At 61.0% G+C, this 18,070-nt stretch carries 15 protein-coding genes; 11 read left to right on the top strand and 4 right to left on the bottom strand.

Features of this window, described 5'->3' with window-relative positions; genetic code table 11:
* Positions 1–190: 190 nt before the first annotated feature.
* The 3 genes from AB8A27_RS06065 (at position 191) to AB8A27_RS06075 (ending at position 3,048) form a co-directional block, all read left to right on the top strand.
* Complete coding sequence (locus tag AB8A27_RS06065; RefSeq protein ID WP_441241129.1) at positions 191–1,480, top strand: acyltransferase family protein; 1,290 nt, start codon at positions 191–193, stop codon at positions 1,478–1,480.
* 92 nt (positions 1,481–1,572) lie between these two features.
* Positions 1,573–2,223, top strand: a complete 651-nt coding sequence (locus AB8A27_RS06070) for a glutathione S-transferase family protein (protein ID WP_441241130.1) — start codon at positions 1,573–1,575, stop codon at positions 2,221–2,223.
* A 45-nt stretch (positions 2,224–2,268) separates the two neighbouring features.
* Complete coding sequence (locus AB8A27_RS06075; RefSeq protein ID WP_441241131.1) at positions 2,269–3,048, top strand: enoyl-CoA hydratase/isomerase family protein; 780 nt, start codon at positions 2,269–2,271, stop codon at positions 3,046–3,048.
* A 6-nt stretch (positions 3,049–3,054) separates the two neighbouring features.
* On the opposite strand, the gene AB8A27_RS06080 is transcribed toward AB8A27_RS06075, so the two are convergent.
* From AB8A27_RS06080 to AB8A27_RS06090, 3 genes are read right to left on the bottom strand one after another with little or no spacing between them, the layout of a single operon-like run.
* Positions 3,055–4,020, bottom strand: a complete 966-nt coding sequence (locus AB8A27_RS06080; protein WP_441241132.1) for a metallophosphoesterase — start codon at positions 4,018–4,020, stop codon at positions 3,055–3,057.
* A 7-nt stretch (positions 4,021–4,027) separates the two neighbouring features.
* A complete protein-coding gene (locus AB8A27_RS06085) occupies positions 4,028–4,459 on the bottom strand; it encodes a GlcG/HbpS family heme-binding protein (RefSeq protein WP_441241133.1) in 432 nt (143 codons plus the stop codon).
* A 12-nt stretch (positions 4,460–4,471) separates the two neighbouring features.
* Complete coding sequence (locus tag AB8A27_RS06090; RefSeq protein ID WP_441241134.1) at positions 4,472–7,441, bottom strand: FAD-binding and (Fe-S)-binding domain-containing protein; 2,970 nt, start codon at positions 7,439–7,441, stop codon at positions 4,472–4,474.
* Positions 7,442–7,680: 239 nt separating this feature from the next.
* On the opposite strand from AB8A27_RS06090, the gene AB8A27_RS06095 reads away from it, so the two are divergent.
* The 5 genes from AB8A27_RS06095 to AB8A27_RS06115 all read left to right on the top strand — a co-directional run bounded on the left by AB8A27_RS06095 (position 7,681) and on the right by AB8A27_RS06115 (position 13,230).
* Positions 7,681–8,880, top strand: a complete 1,200-nt coding sequence (locus AB8A27_RS06095; protein WP_441241135.1) for a pyridoxal-phosphate-dependent aminotransferase family protein — start codon at positions 7,681–7,683, stop codon at positions 8,878–8,880.
* Positions 8,881–8,992: 112 nt separating this feature from the next.
* Positions 8,993–9,790: an enoyl-CoA hydratase/isomerase family protein gene (locus AB8A27_RS06100; RefSeq protein ID WP_441241136.1), complete on the top strand. Its 798-nt coding sequence runs from the start codon at positions 8,993–8,995 to the stop codon at positions 9,788–9,790.
* Positions 9,791–9,999: 209 nt separating this feature from the next.
* Positions 10,000–10,995 carry a tripartite tricarboxylate transporter substrate binding protein gene (locus AB8A27_RS06105; RefSeq protein ID WP_441241137.1) on the top strand — a complete coding sequence of 332 codons (996 nt, stop codon included), beginning with the start codon at positions 10,000–10,002 and terminating at the stop codon, positions 10,993–10,995.
* 164 nt (positions 10,996–11,159) lie between these two features.
* Entirely contained in the window at positions 11,160–11,702 is a 543-nt protein-coding gene (locus AB8A27_RS06110) for a tripartite tricarboxylate transporter TctB family protein (protein WP_441241138.1), read from the top strand.
* 10 nt (positions 11,703–11,712) lie between these two features.
* A complete protein-coding gene (locus AB8A27_RS06115; protein WP_441241139.1) occupies positions 11,713–13,230 on the top strand; it encodes a tripartite tricarboxylate transporter permease in 1,518 nt (505 codons plus the stop codon).
* A gap of 62 nt (positions 13,231–13,292) precedes the next feature.
* On the opposite strand, the gene AB8A27_RS06120 is transcribed toward AB8A27_RS06115, so the two are convergent.
* Positions 13,293–15,158 carry an alpha/beta hydrolase gene (locus AB8A27_RS06120; protein WP_441241140.1) on the bottom strand — a complete coding sequence of 622 codons (1,866 nt, stop codon included), beginning with the start codon at positions 15,156–15,158 and terminating at the stop codon, positions 13,293–13,295.
* A 516-nt stretch (positions 15,159–15,674) separates the two neighbouring features.
* Between AB8A27_RS06120 and AB8A27_RS06125 the strand changes: the two genes are divergently transcribed.
* The 3 genes from AB8A27_RS06125 to AB8A27_RS06135 are packed head-to-tail and all read left to right on the top strand — an operon-like array spanning position 15,675 to position 18,068.
* Positions 15,675–15,920 carry an acyl carrier protein gene (locus tag AB8A27_RS06125; RefSeq protein WP_441241141.1) on the top strand — a complete coding sequence of 82 codons (246 nt, stop codon included), beginning with the start codon at positions 15,675–15,677 and terminating at the stop codon, positions 15,918–15,920.
* A gap of 4 nt (positions 15,921–15,924) precedes the next feature.
* The gene (locus AB8A27_RS06130; protein WP_441241142.1) at positions 15,925–17,133 is read left to right on the top strand and encodes an acyl-CoA dehydrogenase family protein; all 1,209 of its coding nucleotides are present in this window, start codon (positions 15,925–15,927) and stop codon (positions 17,131–17,133) included.
* Between the two features lie 26 nt (positions 17,134–17,159).
* On the top strand, positions 17,160–18,068 hold the full coding sequence (locus AB8A27_RS06135) for an amino acid--[acyl-carrier-protein] ligase (RefSeq protein ID WP_441244839.1): 909 nt from the start codon (positions 17,160–17,162) through the stop codon (positions 18,066–18,068).
* The last annotated feature ends 2 nt before the right edge of the window (positions 18,069–18,070 follow it).

The raw sequence follows: 18,070 nt of genomic DNA on the forward strand, positions 1-18,070 counted from the left end.
TAAGCAGCGCTGGAGTCTCAGAGAAGATTGTCCTCGGTGTGGCAAGCAGAGGGCGTTAACCCTAACACTCCCGCAAAAGCGGGCATTCACGTTAAGCCAGAACAATTCGCTTGAAGCGGTAGACATGTAAATCGCCTTCACTCTCGCTCTTCGCGCCGTTGCTATCCCCGGTTCAAACAGGGAGATCGCAATGTCGGAGAATGCAGGCGTCGCCAGGCGGCTGGAGAAATTTCCGGCGTTCGATGGCTTTCGGGGAATTGGCGTGGTGGTCGTGGTGTTCACCCATTGCCCGCAGGTGCTGGAAAGCAGCGCCTATAACGCGATCTGGTATGTCAATCAGCTGTCACGCGTTGGATACATTGCGCTCGACATCTTCTTCGTGATCTCCGGTTTTTTCATCACGCGTTTGCTGCTGCGCGAGCGGGCGAAGACCGGCCGCATCTCCTTCAAGGATTTCTATATGCGCCGGGCGCTGCGCATCTTCCCGGTCTATTACCTCACGGTTTTCGCCTGCTACTTCATCTTCAGATTCAGTCCGGCCGACACGCTGAGCCTCCTGACCTACACCTTCAATTTCTATCATCCACTGCATGCGCTACCGAACCCGATGGAACACACCTGGTCACTGTCGGTGGAGGAGCAGTTCTATTTCTTCTGGCCGCTGCTGATCCTCATCGTGGCGCCGGGCTGGCTTGGTCTTGTGACCGGGCGGGTGATCCCGTTGCTGGCGGTGGCGAGCGGTTTGTTGATGGCGCTGCTGCTCATCAATCACGAGCCGCGCGAGGCGGGTGACGTCGTCTATATGTCGCTGTTCACCCGCATGCTGTCGCTGTCGCTCGGTGGCTGGCTGGCGCTGCGCGAATTCGACAACCGGCCGCTGCGTGGCTGGCGCTGTGCTGCGCTGGTGGTCGCAGCACTGGTGATCCTCGTGATCGATCGCAAGGGGCGCGACCTCGGCATCATCACCTCGCAACCAGTCTACTGGACCCTTGCGTTGATCGCCTATTCGATGGTGAGCGTGTCCTTCGTCGCGACGCTGGTGTTCGATCACGGCGTTATCAAGCGTGTGATGACGGCGATCCTGTCGCTGTCTCTGTTCCGCGGGCTCGGCCATCTGTCTTACGCGATGTATGTGTTCCACCTGCCGGTATTGTTCTATCTCGGCCTCAACGACGCTGCGACCCATGGCACCAAGATGCCGATTCTCCAGGTCGCGCTGGCTTTCGGCATCACGCTTGGTCTGTCGATCCTGTCTTACTATCTCTTGGAAAATCCAGTGGCTAAGCTGAAACAGAATTTCAGCGGCACCAGGCCGGTGGAGTCGGTCAGCACAAAGGGAGCAAACGTCACCCAGGGCCGCCTGCCTGCCGGGTTTGCCCGCGCAGCGTTTCTCTCCTCCGAGAATGGTGCCAGACCGGCCGATGAGTCCCCGCGGCTGATGACGATCTGGCCAGGAGTTCGTCGCAGTCAGGCGAAATAATGCCGGCAGCACCGTCTTGACGAAGCCTCGCGGCTGCTTCTCATTGGCTGGCAGTACGGCGTTAGTCCGTGCCTGCCTGGAGGTCTCGCCCGATGATCACGCTCTACCACTGCGCCCGCGCGCGTTCGTTCCGCCCGCTCTGGGCGCTTGAGGAGCTTGGACTGCCCTATGAGCTGAAAATGCTGCCGTTCCCGCCGCGCGTCTTTGCGAAAGAATATCTCGGTATCAATCCGCTCGGCACGATTCCCTTGATGCTCGATGGCGAAACGCGGATGACCGAATCGGCGGCGATCGCGCAGTATCTGGTCACCAAATATGGGCCGACGCCGCTGGCCGTCGGCGTCGACGAACCGGATTTCGGCGCGTTCCTGAACTGGCTGCATTTCGGCGAGGCCACGCTCACTTTTCCGCAGACTTTGGTGCTGCGCTATTCGGAGCTGGAGCCGGAGGAACGCCGCAATCCGCAGGTGGTGGCGGATTATTCGAAGTGGTTTCTCGGCCGCCTGCGCATCATCGAGACCATCACAGCCGCCAATGAACACATCTGCGCCGGCCGATTTACGGCTGCCGATATTTCGGTTGGCTATGCGCTTCTGCTCGCGGAGCGCCTCGGGCTGGCATCGCAATTTGGTCCGGCGGTGACAGCCTATTGGGCCCGATTGCAGCAGCGCGATGGATACAAGCGCGCGGTAGACTCCGAAAATCGCGCCGGAGACGAGCAGGGTTTGGCGCGCCGCGCCTGAGCCGCTATACCTGCAGCATCCGATCTAACAGAGCGAGCATAACCGATGGCGAATGACAGCGTAATCCTCGAGAAGAAGGGCGCCGCACTCTGGATCACCATCAACCGGCCGGAGAAGCGCAATGCCATGAATGCCGATGTGATTGCCGGCATCACCAGTGGCTATCGCAATGCTCATGCGGACGCAGATGTCCGTGTCATCGTGCTGACCGGCGCGGGCGAGAAGGCGTTTTGCGCCGGCGCCGATCTGGCGAATGCGGGCGCGGCATTCTCGATGGATTTCTCCAAGCCGAATGGCGATCTCGCCGATCTCATGCGGCTGTCGCAAAACGCCACGAAGCCCGCGATCGCGCGCGTCAATGGCACCTGCATGGCCGGCGGGATGGGGCTGCTGTGCATGACCGACATGGCGGTGGCTGCGGATAATGCGGTCTTCGGTCTGCCCGAGGTGAAGGTCGGCGTGTTTCCGATGCAGGTGCTGGCACTGCTGCAGTCCATCGCGCCGTGCCGTCTGATCAACGAATGGTGCATCACCGGGGAGCCGTTCGACGCGCAGGCGGCGCTTGGCGCTGGCCTGCTCAATCACGTGGTGCCGGCGGCCGAACTCGACAGCAAGGTCGACTGGCTGATTGCGCGCATCACCGACAAATCGCCGACAGCGATCCGCCGCGGCAAATATGCCATGCGCGCCATCGCCGCGATGTCGTTCGACGAAAGCATTGCCTATACCGAAAGCCAGATCGCGATCCTGTCGATGACCGAGGATGCAAAAGAAGGGCTCAAGGCTTTCGGCGAGAAGCGTAAGCCGGTGTGGCCAGGCAAATAGGGCGCTTCACGCCGTACGTGTCAGCCGGTGCAGCGTCACTTCCGGCGGGCAGTTCAGTCGCACCGGGAGCAGGCTGGTGCCGACGCCGACGGAGGTGTAGCCGGCCATGCCTTCATGGCGCCACGCGCCGTTGCCCATATGGCGCGGCAGCACGGCCTCCAGCTTGATGGCGTAGCCGCCGGGCAGGCAAAGCTGGCCGCCATGGGTATGGCCGCTCAGCATGAGATCGAAATCGTGCTCGGCCGCCTCGGCATAGGTCTCCGGCGTGTGCGACAGCAGGATCGAGAAGGCGTCCTTTGGAATCTGCGATGCGACTTTGGGGATATCGTCGGCAAGATAGAAATGCGGATCGTCGACGCCGGCGAGATAGATTCTCTCGTCGCCGCGAGCGATCGTCTCGCATTCGTTGAACATCATGCGGATGCCTATCGCTTCCAGCGCTGGCGTCATGCGGATGCTGTCGTGATTGCCGAGAACGCCATAGACGGGATCGCGCAACCTCGCACGTAGCTCACCCACGCCTTCGGTGGCACGCTGATACGGCCCATAGGTCTTGCCGCGATAATCGCCGGTCAGCACGCAGATGTCGTAATCGAGATCGCCGACGAAGGAGATCAGGTGGCGCAGCGCGTCCTCGCTGAGATCGACATGGAGATCGCTGATATGCAGGATCGTGAAGCCGTCGAACGCGGCGGGCAGGCGCGGTGAGGCGACGACATTCTCGCGGACCAGCACGCGGTTGGCCTCGCGGCGGGCGCGGCCATAGAGGCCGGTGAGTTGCAGCGCGGTGCGGACGATCGGCGGTGCGGTGAGCCAGTTCTCCAGATTGAAGAACAGGCGGCCCTGGCCGAACAGCTGGTGATCGCGATGGGTCTCGATCTCCAGCCGTGCCTTGACATGCGCATCCCCGATACGGTCGACCAGCGGGCGGAGCGCGCTGTCGTCGATCGGAAGATGCGGTGGTCGGGACAATGCCGTTCTAGCCGGTCGAGGCCTTGAGGCCGGCCGCCTCGATGCCGGCGACGGCTGCGATCTCGTCATTGTCGGATGTATCGCCGGAGATGCCGATGGCGCCGAGCAGGCTGCCCGATGCGTCATGAATGAGGACGCCGCCCGGCACCGGGATCAGCGCGCCGCGCGCCATGGTGTTCACCGCATCGATGAAGAACGGCTGTTCCTCGGCACGCTTGAACAACGCCCGCGAGCCGAGCCCCATGGCCAATGCGCCATAGGCCTTGCCGTGGGCGACTTCGCCCCGCATCAGGCTGGTGCCGTCCTGCGCGATGGTGGCCTTTACGCAGCCGCGGGCGTCGAGCACGGTGATGACCATGGGCTTGAACTTCATCTCGATCACCTTGGCGAGGGCGCCATCGAGGATCTTGCGGGCTGTGTCGAGGGTGAGGTCGGCCATGTCGGTTGTTTCCTAGTTGAGCGTAGAAGAATGGGCGTTTGTGGAAGTGCTGTCGAGGCTCATGGCCAAGACGCGCGCGACGTGCAGCGCATGGCGCGCAGCGCCGTCAGCGATCTGGTGCCGGCAGGATGTGCCGTCGGCGACGATGAGCGTATTGGCGTCAGCCTTGCGCACGGCGGGTAGCAAGGACGCCTCGGCCATCTGGATCGAGACATCATAGGTGTCGGCGCCATAGCCGAATGCGCCCGCCATGCCGCAGCAACTGGATTCGATGGTCTCGACCTTCAGGTCCGGGATCAGGCGCAAGGCCTGTTCGACCGGCTTGAACGCACCAAAGGATTTCTGGTGGCAGTGGCCGTGGACCATCGCCTTCGGTGCGATAGGTTTGAGCGGCAATTGCAGGCGGCCGGCCTCGGCCTCGCGCACCAGGAATTCCTCGAACAACATGGCATGGGCGCTGACCGTCTTTGCCGTATCGTCCGATCGCAAGGACAATAGTTCATCGCGCAGCGTCAGCAGGCAGCTCGGCTCGAGACCGACGATGGGGACGCCGCGCGCCGCGAAGGGTGCATAGGTGGCGACAAGGCGATCAAGCTCGGCGCGGGCCTGATCGACAAGGCCGGCCGAGAGGAACGTGCGGCCGCAGCACAGTGCGCGGCTGCTGCGATCCACCGGCTTTGGCAGATGCACGCGATAGCCACCGGCGATAAGCACGCGCAGCGCGTCGTCGAGATTCTCGCGCTCATAAGCGCGGTTGAAGGTGTCGGCGAACAGCACGATCTCGCGGCCATCGGCGGGGCCGACGGCTTCGGCATCCCTGTGAAACACGTCGCTGCGCCATTCCGGCAGGCTACGTTTGGCGCTGATCCCGGCATAGCGTTCCAGAAGGCTGCGCAGCAGCGGGCTCTTGTTGCGCAAATTCGCCAGCGGCGCTGCGCGTGCTGCCAATGCAGCATAGCGCGGCAGATAGCCGACAAGGCGATCGCGTAGCGTGAGGCCGTGCTTCGCGGCACGGGCGGCCAGAACCTCGATCTTCATCTTCGCCATATCGACGCCGGTCGGGCATTCATGGCGGCACGCCTTGCACGACACGCAGAGTTTCATCGTGTCGGCCATGGCATCCGAGGTCAGCGCATCCGGGCCGAGCTGGCCGGAGATTGCCAGCCGTAGCGTGTTGGCGCGGCCGCGGGTGACGTCCTTTTCGTTGCGGGTCGCACGATAGGACGGGCACATCACGCCGCCCTCCAGCTTCCGGCATGTGCCATTGTTGTTGCACATCTCGATGGCGCCCTGGAAACCGCCTCCGGCGCCGGGCCAGGCTGACCAGTCGAGCGCAGTCTTGAGTTCGCCGACGCGATAATCTGGTGGGTAACGAAACAGCAAACGATCATCCATCTTGGGGGGATCGACGATCTTGCCGGGATTGAAGATGTTTTGCGGATCGAAGCGCTTCTTCACTTCGGCAAAGTCGCTGATGATCCGCTGGCCGAACATTTCGGCGTGGAATTCCGAACGCACGAGTCCATCGCCGTGCTCGCCGGAATGCGAGCCCTTATATTCCCGGACCATCGCGAATGCTTCTTCGGCGATGGCGCGCATCGCCTTGACGTCCTTGTCGAGCTTCAGGTTCAGCACCGGGCGCACATGCAGGCAGCCTTCGGAGGCGTGTGCGTACATGGTGCCCGTCGTGTCGTGCTTCCTGAAGATCGCGGACAGGCGTTCGGTATAGTCGGCCAGATGCGGTAGCGGCACCGCGCAGTCCTCGATGAAGGAGACTGGCTTGCCGTCCTGTTTCATCGACATCATGACATTGAGGCCGGCCGCGCGGAACTCAGCGATACCGGTCTGCAGCGCAGGCTCGGTGACATCGACGACGCCGCCCCATTTGCGCGTCGGGTTGTTCCAGCCAAAGCCGAGGTCGCCCATGAGTTCGCCGAGCTCTTTCAGCTTGGCGGCATTGGCAGCCTGATCCGCTTCGGCGAATTCGACGATCAGCAGCGCATCGGGATCGCCGCGCACGGCGCTCTTGATGATCGGCTGGAACATCGCGATGTCGCGGCCGAGGGCGATCATGGTGCGGTCGACCAGTTCGACGGCGATCGGCTTGAGCTTGACCAGATGCTGGGTCGCATCCATCGCTTCATAGAAGCTGCCGAAGTGACAGACGCCGAGCGCCTTGTTGCCGATCAGCGGCCACAGCTTGAGTTCGACCTGTGTGGTGAAGGCGAGGGTGCCTTCGGAGCCCACGAGGAGATGCGCCAGGTTGTTGGCGGTGTTGCGCGGTGTGAGCGCATCGAGATTGTAACCGCCGACGCGGCGCTGCACCTGCGGGAAACGCTCCGCGATCTCGGTCGCTTCGCGTTCGCCGAGCGCCAGCATGTCGCGAAACAGGGCAGGCGCATCGTCCCCGGAATTCACTTCGCCGAAATGCAGCAGGTTGCCATCGGCCAGTGCGGCGTCCATCGCAATCGTGTTGTCGCGCATGGTGCCATAGCGCAGCGAACGGCCGCCGCAGGAATTGTTGCCGGCCATGCCGCCGATGGTGGCGCGCGAAGCGGTGGAGACATCGACCGGAAACCACAGCCCGTGTTTCTTTAGTTGCCGGTTGAGATCGTCCAGCACGATGCCGGGCTCGACGATGCAGGTGCGGTTCTCGACGTCGAGCGAGATGAGCTTGTTGAGATGTTTGGAGAGGTCGATGACGATGCCGTCATTGACGGTCTGTCCGCATTGCGAGGTGCCGCCGCCGCGCGGAGTGACGATACGGCCATCGTCGCGGCAGATCGCCAGCGCGCGCAGCGCCTCGTCGATGGTGCGCGGCACGACGACGCCGAACGGTACGATCTGGTAGAACGAGGCATCGGTGGCATAACGGCCGCGATTGAACGGGTCGAAGAAGACGTCGCCGGAGACTTCCCGCGACAGCCTGGCCGCCAGCGCGCTGTCCGCAGCCGTGCTCCGAATGATTGCCGCCTTCGCCATGGATTACCGCCTTGCCCCTCTATCGTCCTGTCTTGCATCCGGATTCCGGCTTGGCAACCCGGAGGTGCCGCGCTCCGGCGATGACGAGGAGATACCGGAGGGATAAGAAATCCTCATGGCTGCCCCACGTTTTTCTTCGGCGCTCTGGTATACCAGAAACGGGACAAGCCCTCTGAAAGGTGCTATCCGGGCGCTTCAATCAAATCGGCTCCAAAAAATCGATCTGGGAAGGACGAGACATGACCGTGCATACCGGAAGGCATTTCCTGCAGATTCCTGGCCCGACCAACGTACCCGACCGGGTGCTGCGGGCGATGGATATGCCCACGCTGGACCATCGCGGTCCCGAATTCGCCGAACTCGGTCTCCATGTCATTGCTGCGATGCAGCGTGTATTCCGGACCAAGCAGCCGGTTCTCATTTATCCCTCCTCGGGCACGGGCGCCTGGGAAGCCGCTATCGTCAACACGCTGTCGCCGGGCGACAAGGTGCTGATGGCCGAGACCGGCCAGTTCGCCACGCTGTGGCGGGGTCTCGCCGAGAAGTTCAAGCTCGACATCGACTTCGTGCCGGGCGACTGGCGCCATGGCGCCGACCTCGCCGAGATCGAGAAGCGTCTCGCTGCCGACAAGTCGCACGCCATCAAGGCCGTGATGATCGTCCATAACGAGACCTCGACCGGTTGCGTCACGCATCCGCAGGACGTCCGCAAGGTCATGGACCGCGTGAAGCATCCGGCGCTGCTGATGGTCGACACCGTGTCCGGCCTCGGCTCGCTGGAATATGAACATGACGCCTGGGGCATCGATGTCTCGGTGGCCGGCTCGCAGAAGGGCCTGATGTTGCCGCCGGGCCTCGGCTTCAACGCCGTGTCCGAGAAGGCGCTGGCAGCATCCAAGGCCAACAGTTCGTTCCGGTCCTATTGGGACTGGCAGGAGATCATCGCCGCCAACAAGCTCGGCTCCTGGCCCTACACGCCCGCGACCAATTTGCTCTACGCGCTGAAGGAAGGCGTGGCGATGCTGGAGGAAGAGGGGCTCGATAATGTGTTCGCCCGCCACAAGCGTCACGGCGCCGCCGCCCGCGCGGCCGTGAAAGCCTGGGGTCTCGAGACGGTCTCGATCGAGTCCCATGATCACTCGCCGGCTTTGACCGCCGTGCTGATGCCGGACGGGCATGACGCCGACAGCTTCCGCAAGGTGGTGCTCGACAATTTCGACATGTCGCTCGGCACCGGCCTCAACAAGTGGAAGGGCAAGATCTTCCGCATCGGCCATATCGGCCACTTCAACGACCTGATGCTGATGGGCACGCTGGCCGGCGTCGAGATGGGTCTCGAACTCGCCAAGGTCCCGCACCGTGCCGGCGGCGTGATGGCAGCGATGGATGTGCTGACCGGCAAAAGCGTGGTGCCGATGACCAAGGCGGCGGTGGCTTGAGGCCAGCGAATTCCCGTCTTTGAGGCCTAACAATCTACTGGAGGCTGGAGCATAATCGCTCCAGCCTTTTCAATATGTTGCAGTAAAATTCTGCACCAGAGGAAGAATCAACATGAACGCGCCCATGCCTGCTTCTGAAGACCTGCTCTATTCCGTCGAGAACGGGATCGCGAAGATTACGTTCAACCGCCCGCAGGCGCGCAATGCGATGCTGTTCTCGATGTATGAGCGGATGGCGGAGATCTGCCAGGCGGCCAATGAGGACCGCTCGATCAAGGCGATCATCCTGACCGGCGCCGGCGATAAGGCCTTCGCCTCGGGCACCGACATCTCGCAATTCCGCGAATTCAAGACGGCGCAGGATGCGCTCGACTATGAAGCGCGGATCGACCGCGTGCTGACTGCGCTCGAAACCTGCCGGGTGCCGACCATCGCCGCCATCGCGGGCGCCTGTACCGGCGGCGGTGCCGGCATCGCCGCCTGCTGCGACCTGCGCATCGGCACGGCGGCCACGCGTATGGGGTTCCCCATCGCCCGCACCCTCGGCAACTGCCTGTCGATGTCCAATATCAGCCGCGTGATGGCGCTGGTCGGACCGGCACGCACCAAGGACATGATCTTCACTGCGCGCCTGATCGAAGCTGAGGAAGCGCTGGCGCTCGGCCTGATCAACGAGATCGTGCCCGATGTCGAGACGCTGCAGCGCCGCGCACTGGAACTCGCGCAACTGGTCGCCAGCCATGCCCCGATCACCCTCGAAGTGACCAAGGAGGCCGTCCGCCGGCTGCGCCCGACCTTGACTCGCGAAGAGGGCAAGGACCTCGTGCTCAAGGCCTATATGAGCGAGGACTTCCGCGAGGGCATGGATGCCTTCCTGAACAAGCGCAAGCCCAACTGGCAGGGCAAATAACAATAACAGACAAGTTTAAGAACAGGGGCGGCGATTTCTTATGTCGCCGCCCGGCTATGCCGTGAAGAGCAAAAGGGGGGCCCCGCCCCCTGACCAAAGTCGGCCTTCGCATGCGCGGGACATGCTTGAAGTCACGGTCAATACCCCGCACAATAGAACCAACGAAAAGTAGCGGGCAGCCAACGTCCGCGTCTACAGGGAAGAAACCAATGTCCAAGTCGATTCGGGCTACAGCTGCGCTCGCGGCCGTGCTCGCCAGCGCGCCCATCCTCTCGTCTGCGAAAGCCTGGGAACCTACCAAACCCGTCGAAATCGTGGTTGCAGCGGGCGCCGGCGGCGCCTCCGACCAGATGGCACGCATGATGCAGGCCGCGATCCAGAAGAACAATCTGATGAAGGCCCCGGTGGTGGTGTCGCTGAAGGGCGGGGCATCCGGCGCCGAAGCGCTGATCTATATGAAGTCCAGCGAAGGCGACGCCAACAAGGTGCTGATCGCCTATTCGCTGATCTACATGCTGCCGCTGTCCGCCAAGATCCCGTTCAACTGGCGCGACCTGACGCCGGTTTCCGTCGTTGCGATGGATCAGTTCGTTCTGTGGGACAATGCGTCAGGCGCCAAGACGGTGAAGGAATTCATCGCGGCCGCGAAGGCCGCGTCCTCGCCGTTCAAGATGGGCGGCACTGGCTCCAAGCGTGAAGACCATGTGCTGACGGTGTTCATGGAAAAGCAGACCGGCGCCAAGTTCTCCTATCTGCCCTACAAGTCGGGGGGCGAGGCGGCGACACAGCTTGTCGGCAACCACACCGAAGCCAACGTCAACAACCCCTCCGAAAATCTCGAAGTCTGGCGCGCCGGTCAGGTGCGAGCGCTCTGCGTATTTGACAAGGAGCGCATCTCCTACAAGACCAAGGTCACCGAGACGCAGTCGTGGAACGACATCCCGACCTGCAAGGAGGAGGGGCTCGACGTGCAGTATCTGATGCTGCGCGCCATGTTCCTGCCCGGCAAGGTGACACCCGAACAGCAGGCTTTCTATGTGGACCTGTTCGAGAAGGTGACCAAGACTCCGGAATACAAGGACTACATGGAGAAGCAGGCGCTGAAGCCGATCTTCCTGAAGGGGCCTGAGATGGTCAAATTCCTCGAGGAGGACGATGCGCTCAACAAGTCGCTGATGACCGAAGCGGGGTTTGTCGCGAAGTAAACCCAACGACTGTCATGCCCCGCGAAAGCGGGGCATCCAGTAAACGCCGACATCGAGAAGGCTGCTGACAGCACCGCATACTGGATCACCCGCTTTCGCGGGTGATGACGAGTTTCTTTGACGCGCGAGCATGCATCCTTTCTCCATCTGTAGAAGCCGTAACCATGTCCAATACCGACCTCGAAATCATCGTCGAAGATCCCACCGCGCCTGAGGATGACTCCCCGTCGGTGGTCAGCACGCGCACCATCGAGATCATCGTCTCGCTGGTGCTGCTGGCGCTGGCCGTCGCGCTCGGCTTCGACAACTGGCGTACCGGTATTGCCTGGGATTCCACCGGGCCTCAGCCCGGCTACTTTCCGTTCTATCTCTCGGTCATTCTCGGCGGCGCCAGCCTCTACGGACTGATCGCGACGTTCTTCGCCCGCAGTGGCGGTTCCGATACTTTCGTTACCCGCGCACAGTTGCGTCGCGTGGCGCTGGTGTTCATTCCCACCGCGCTGTTCTGCCTCGCAACGCAATTCCTCGGCATCTATGTCGCAAGTTTCGTGCTGATCGCGGGCTTCATGCGCATGGTCGGCAAGATCGCGCTGTGGAAGTCGTTGCTCACCGCCTTCGTGTTCACGGCGATCATGTTCGTCACCTTCGATGTCGCCTTCGACGTCATCATGCCGAAGGGGCCGATCGAATCGGCCCTCGGTCGCTAGGACTTAAGATATGGAAGCCTTCGGACTGTTGATGCACGGCTTCGCCGTGCTGATGACCTGGAAGATCATCTCGCTGATGGTCGTTGGTCTCGTGCTCGGCATCTTTGTCGGCGTGTTGCCGGGCCTCGGCGGGCCCAATGGCGTCGCCATCCTGCTGCCGCTCACCTTCACCATGGATCCGACCTCTGCCATCGTGATGTTGTCCTGCATCTATTGGGGCGCGCTGTTCGGCGGCGCCATCACCTCGATCCTGTTCAATATTCCCGGCGAGGCGTGGTCGGTGGCCACGACCTTTGACGGCTATCCGATGGCGCAGCAAGGCAAGGCGGCGGAAGCGCTGACGGCGGCGTTTACGTCGTCCTTTATCGGCTCGCTGGTGGCGGTGATGCTGATCACGTTTCTGGCGCCGATGATCTCATCCTTCGCGCTGAAATTCGGCCCGCCGGAATTCTTTGCGGTCTATCTTCTGACCTTCTGCTCTTTCGTCGGTCTCGGCCGCGAGGCCAAGCACAAGACCGTCATTTCGATGGCACTGGGGCTGCTGATCGCCGGCATCGGTATGGACACGGTGTCGGGCAATCTGCGCATGACCTTCGGCTCGGACAATCTCCTGCGCGGCATCAACTTCCTCGTCGCGGTGATCGGCCTGTTTGGCATCAGCGAAATCCTACTCACCATGGAAGAACGCCTCGCGCTGCGCGGCCACGCCGCCAAGATCAGCCTGCGTACGGTGCTGAAGGTCTGGATGGATCTGCCGCGTTACTGGGTGACCCTGCTGCGCTCGTCCGTCATCGGCTGCTGGCTCGGGATCACGCCGGGCGGTGCCATTGCGGCGTCCTTCATGGGCTACAATCTCGCCAAGCGCTTCTCCAAGGACTCCGAGAGCTTCGGCAAGGGCCGGATCGAAGGCGTTTTCGCGCCGGAAACCGCAGCGCATGCATCGGGCACCGCGGCGCTGCTGCCGATGCTGGCACTGGGCATTCCCGGTTCGGGCACTGCGGCGATTTTGCTCGGTGGCCTGATGGTGTGGGGCCTCAATCCAGGCCCGCTGCTGTTCGTCGAACACAAGGACTTCGTCTGGGGCCTGATCGCCTCGATGTATCTCGGCAATGTGGTCGGTCTCGTCATCGTGCTGACCACGGTGCCGATCTTCGCCTCCATCCTGCGCGTGCCGTTCGCGGCGGTGGCGCCGATGATCGTGGTCTCCTGCGCCATCGGCGCCTATGCGATCCAGAATGCGATGTTCGATATCTGGCTGATGCTCGGCTTCGGCGTGGTCGGATATGTGTTCAAGAAGATCGGCATTCCCTTGGCGCCGTTCACGCTGGCGCTGGTGCTCGGCAGCCGCGCCGAAGACGCGTTCCGTCTCGCCATGATCGGCTCTGGCGGCAGCGTCGGTGTGTTCTGGTCCAACGGTCTCGTCGGCACCATCACCACGCTGGCGATCACGCTGCTGTTCTGGCCGGTGATCGACAAAGTGTTCAGCGGGGTGGGGCGGATGCTGAAGCCGGCTGCTCAAACGTCCTAATGCTTGTGCTGCCTGCGTGATCTAGGTCGTAACGGACCGGATATTCGCCAGAACCGCTCCGGTCATTCGACGCTTGCTGGTAGCAGTGGAGGCACCGCGAAGCCGTCGAGAGGGGCTAACAACGTCGCTTCGGTCTCAGGGCAAACTGCCAAGTCTGGCGATGCTATCAGCGGGCCTGGCGGCGACGAAGGTGGCACGAGCACGTCGCACAACGCGTCCGTCAGTCGCGCACGCGGACCCAAATGCGTGAAATTGTGGTCGGCATCCGGGATGATTGACATCGACGCGTTCGGGTAGTCGCGCAGCCGGGCACCTTTTCTTCCCATATAGGTGCGGAATTCGCCCAGCCCGTGATCTCCTTCCGAAAATATCATCGCTAGGCGAACGCCACGATTTTCGAGAATTCGGAAACGGCGATGACCTTCTTTAAAGAGGTTCAGGCCGGGGGCGCCCGCCGGGATTTGGACAGGTTTCGGTGACATCATTCGAATGAGGCGTGTCGAGACACGGATGGCCGCAGCTTTGACACGCAAATTGCCTGACAGCAGTCGTCTCAGGTTGCGTTTGCTGAAAAGCATCGATATCGAACCACCGATGGTTCGATGGGCCGATAGCAGCGCTTCTGCGACAGTCTCCCGGGGGTCCCAAACAAAGCGCATATTGTTGATGACGACAACTTTTCGAATGCGCTCGTCTTGCACAGCTGTTTGGAAGGCGGTGTAGGCGCCACTGCAGCGTCCGACCAGAGCGATAGGGCCGGCATCGAGCTTCTCAACATAGTCGATTGCATGACCGACGTCAGCAATCTGCTCATCCGAATAGATGACTTCGGCCGGGGCGCTTGCCGAAGCCGGACTGTCGCCGATGCCGCCTGCGTCGAATCTAAACGAAGCGACACCGCGCTGAGCGAGGGAGCGCGCCTGTTCTACCGTCGTGCGACCCCAGCCGATGTGATAATCGCGCCCGGAATTAGCGAGGATCGCGATAGCTGAAGGCCTTCGGCCGAGCGGCTGACAGAGGATGCCGAAGAGCCGCTCGTCTGGACCGAATCGAGTTGGTAATTCCTGATAGTGAGGACCAGCGATTGGCCGCGCTGGCTCAAGCGCCTTGGCAGAAGAATTGACGTCTGCCGTCGGAAGATGCGCGAGATCGTGGATCCATGACACGATGCGTGTCAGCGTCCCGAGCTGTGGTTCAGCCAGAGTCGGATCTGCAAGGATCGTTTCGTAACCCGTGTAGTCGATGTAGGAAACATCGGCTCCGAGCGTCTTGAAGTGGTTGCCGATCGAGCTGTCGCGAGACAATTGACCGCGCTCGACCAAAAGGACTTTGTTGGCAGGGGGCTGAGTAGCTCGCGTGAGATCGATGGCTTTGATCGCCGCGACGCGGCTGCTTGCCAGTGAAATGCCCGCGACGCGATACTGGTTGTCGTCGAGAGGGTCCGGCCCGATACCGATCCGCTCGGTCAACATGCGCGACCAGGCTTGAAGTTCACGAAGATAGGTGCGGCCTTTTACTAATGGCGCCATCAAGACCGTTGCTGTGACGCCGGGCGCTTCGGGTCCGAGTTGAGCGGCCAGACTCGCGCCAAAGCCCTGTCCGACCAGAACGAGTTCGATTCCGGGATTGTGTTCTCGCAGGAATGCAATGCACTGACGGGCAGCAACGAGCCAGTCGTTGATGCCTTCGGCGTCGCCAACCGGATCGATGGCATCTGCAGTGCCGGGATAATCGAATCTGAGGCAGGCATGGCCTGCTGCAGCAATGCTCTCGGCCAAAGCGCGCCATGTGGCACGGGTACAGAATTCTTCGTACCCGATCGGCGCTAGCAACAGCACCGCCTTGCGACCTTGCTGATGAATGCGGCCTGCATGATAGAAGCCGCCGAAAGTGTCAAACGTTACCGGTATGCCATATCGGGAAGTCATGATCTGGAAGCATCGCCGTTCGTCTAAAAAATTCGTTCGTCGAATTGGCTGGCATTTGATTGTTTTAGTTATCAGCAATCAGCCCTGGATGACGTCCATGCCTTAACTCACGGGTGACGAAACTGTCATCTAATATCACTTTCTATTATTAATGTATGTTCAGCGCTGCGCGTTTAGCCGTTCGCTAACCGATCAGAGACAAATGTCGTCGTTTCGATAACCTTTCGTCAATCATTAGGCCTCCGTCGGACGATTTGTAGGTCCCATCCTCGGGCCACAGTGGCTTGTGTGGCTGCGCACAGAATCGCAACTGCACTAACTCGCAGCAAATCGACCAAGGCGTCAATTTTGCGCATTTGCATCCTCATTTTGTTAAGCTTGGTGCCGGATCGATCTGTTGCATTTGAGACTTTTTACGATTTTCTCGACATTTAGCTGATATCGCTCGATTTGCTCTAACGCCGCTCCCAGTCTTTGGCGAAGCGGTGGGCTTCATATAATTGTGGAGGAAAAGTTATGCGTGATCGTGTCCGCGCCATTGTCGGATCAATGAATCTTCTCCCCGTTCCGGTTGATGGCCTGTCCGATCAGGACAATCTGTTCGATGCGGGCATGACATCTTTCGGCTCTGTTCAGCTGATGATGGCAATCGAGGAAGAATTCGATATCGAATTTCCCAACAGTCTGCTGACTCGCAAGACATTCGCGACGCTTGGTGGATTGGTTTCTGCTGTCGATCAGCTCGTCGGTCAGAAAGTCTGACGTCATGATCACGGGCGCGGTGAAGCAAGATATTAACGTCCCCGAAATCGCATCCTGGCGTGACGCGATGCAGCGGATTGCCAGCGACGTTGCCGCGCCAAACGCCGTTCTTGCGGACCGAACCGCGACGTTTCCAGCGCAGACATTTGAAGCTCTTCGCCGGAACGGCATGCTCGGCTTGATGGTGCCCAAAGGCCTTGGTGGCCAGGAATTAGGATTACGCAAGATCGCTGATCTTTGCGCTATTCTCGCGGGTGCATGCGGTGCGAGCGGCATGATTTACGCGATGCATCAGATCAAGCTTTCAAGCCTGGTCGCGCATGGCATGCAAACGGACTATCATCGTGCCCTGATGCGCGATGTGGCCGCGGAGCAGTTGTTGATCGCGTCGTCGACCACAGAGGCTGGCATCGGCGGCGATCTGCGGATCTCGAACTGCGCGATAGAAACCGCGGGCGACCAGGTTTCGCTGACCAAGCAGGCAAGCGTCCTGTCATACGCCATGGAGGCTGACATCATCATGGCGACCGCACGTCGCAGTCCGACGTCGGTCGGCTCCGACCAGGTCCTGATTGCACTGCGTCGTGGCGACTATCAACTGGAACGCACCGGTGAGTGGGATACGCTGGGCATGCGCGCCACGTGCTCCGAGGGTTTCTTGCTGACGGCAACGGCCGGGGTCGATCAGATCTTTCCAAAGCCATTTCACGAGATAGCAGTGCAATCCATGTTAGCCACCGCGCATGTATTGTGGGCTAGCGTCTGGTTTGGGATCGCGACCAATGCCCTGTCGCGCGCGCATGCCTCGGTTCGCGCAACAGCGCGCCGCATGCCGTCCGATTTCGCAGGGCCGCTGCCAGGCGCCGTTCGACTGGCCGAGGCCACCGCAAAATTACAGACCTTCAAGTCGACGCTCGTTGCGCATATCGAACGATTCGAGACGGCGAAACGTAACGAAGATGATCTCAGCTCGATCAATTTCGCGATCGAGATGAACAATCTTAAGGTCATGGCCTCGACCATGGCCGTCGATGTCGTGCGTGAAGCGTTGATGGTGACTGGCATCGCCGGTTATCGCAACGATGGACCATTTTCTGTCAGCCGCCATCTCAGAGACGTGTTGTCGGCGCCGCTGATGGTGGCGAACGACCGTATCCTCGCCAATACCGCTGGATTGGTGGTCGCGAGCCGGTTTGATTCAGGTCTGGAGTGATAGTGATGAACGCGCCTGCTAAACCCATGCAAAGTCCGGAAGCATTTCTCAACGCTCTGTTCGACGAATCGATCCTGATCAAGACTGGCGTCGATGGCCTCTATGGCCGCGCCGGTGTGTTCGAAGATGTCATCGATCGGTTCGAAGACGCGGTGACGAAAATAGCAGTTGGCGATCAGGCCACGCGGATTCATTTTCCCCCGGGCATGCCACGCAAGAATCTCGAGAAAGCAGGGTACCTGAAGAGCTTTCCGCAATTGGCAGGCTGCGTCCATTCGTTCATGGGTGACAATACCGACCATGCCAAGCTTGTCGGGATGATCGAGCGGGGCGAAGACTGGACCGAGATGCAGGACGCGACGGAAGTCGCCCTGACGCCGGCTGCCTGTTACCCGCTATATCCCACCGTCGCGGCAGCGGGGCCGGTGCCGGAGGGAGGGCGGCTATTCGATCTCAAGTCATACTGTTTCCGTCATGAACCTTCGAAAGATCCGGGGCGGATGCAGCTGTTCCGGATGCGCGAATTCGTCCGTATCGGAACTGCCGACGAAGTGACGTCTTTCCGGGCCACGTGGCTCGAGCGCGGCGAAAAACTCATCGCCTCGTTGGGCTTGCCTTGCGTTATCGATCTGGCCAACGATCCGTTCTTCGGGCGCACCGGCCGTGTTCTGGCGTCGAGCCAGCGTGACCAGGGGCTGAAGTTTGAATTGCTGATCCCGGTCGCGAGCGATGAAAATCCGACGGCCTGTCTGTCTTTCAACTATCACCAGAACCATTTCGGCAGCCTGTGGGGCATGCATTTCGCGAACGGCGAGGTCGCGCATTCGGCCTGCGTCGGCTTCGGCCTGGAGCGGACGGCGCTGGCCCTGTTCCGTCACCACGGCACCAAGGTTGAAGCATGGCCTGCAGACGTCCGCCGCGTGTTGTGGGGCTAGGC

The sequence above is a fragment of the Tardiphaga sp. 768_D3_N2_1 genome, assembly GCF_052076105.1.
GTDB lineage: Bacteria > Pseudomonadota > Alphaproteobacteria > Rhizobiales > Xanthobacteraceae > Tardiphaga.

Excerpts from the sequence above, each read along its gene's own strand:
- AB8A27_RS06065 (WP_441241129.1), top strand. The coding sequence starts at position 191 with ATGTCGGAGAATGCAGGCGTCGCCAGGCGGCTGGAGAAATTTCCGGCG.
- AB8A27_RS06070 (WP_441241130.1), top strand. The coding sequence starts at position 1,573 with ATGATCACGCTCTACCACTGCGCCCGCGCGCGTTCGTTCCGCCCGCTC.
- AB8A27_RS06075 (WP_441241131.1), top strand. The coding sequence starts at position 2,269 with ATGGCGAATGACAGCGTAATCCTCGAGAAGAAGGGCGCCGCACTCTGG.
- AB8A27_RS06085 (WP_441241133.1), bottom strand. The coding sequence starts at position 4,459 with ATGGCCGACCTCACCCTCGACACAGCCCGCAAGATCCTCGATGGCGCC.
- AB8A27_RS06090 (WP_441241134.1), bottom strand. The coding sequence starts at position 7,441 with ATGGCGAAGGCGGCAATCATTCGGAGCACGGCTGCGGACAGCGCGCTG.
- AB8A27_RS06095 (WP_441241135.1), top strand. The coding sequence starts at position 7,681 with ATGACCGTGCATACCGGAAGGCATTTCCTGCAGATTCCTGGCCCGACC.
- AB8A27_RS06100 (WP_441241136.1), top strand. The coding sequence starts at position 8,993 with ATGAACGCGCCCATGCCTGCTTCTGAAGACCTGCTCTATTCCGTCGAG.
- AB8A27_RS06105 (WP_441241137.1), top strand. The coding sequence starts at position 10,000 with ATGTCCAAGTCGATTCGGGCTACAGCTGCGCTCGCGGCCGTGCTCGCC.
- AB8A27_RS06110 (WP_441241138.1), top strand. The coding sequence starts at position 11,160 with ATGTCCAATACCGACCTCGAAATCATCGTCGAAGATCCCACCGCGCCT.
- AB8A27_RS06115 (WP_441241139.1), top strand. The coding sequence starts at position 11,713 with ATGGAAGCCTTCGGACTGTTGATGCACGGCTTCGCCGTGCTGATGACC.
- AB8A27_RS06120 (WP_441241140.1), bottom strand. The coding sequence starts at position 15,158 with ATGACTTCCCGATATGGCATACCGGTAACGTTTGACACTTTCGGCGGC.
- AB8A27_RS06125 (WP_441241141.1), top strand. The coding sequence starts at position 15,675 with ATGCGTGATCGTGTCCGCGCCATTGTCGGATCAATGAATCTTCTCCCC.
- AB8A27_RS06130 (WP_441241142.1), top strand. The coding sequence starts at position 15,925 with ATGATCACGGGCGCGGTGAAGCAAGATATTAACGTCCCCGAAATCGCA.
- AB8A27_RS06135 (WP_441244839.1), top strand. The coding sequence starts at position 17,160 with ATGCAAAGTCCGGAAGCATTTCTCAACGCTCTGTTCGACGAATCGATC.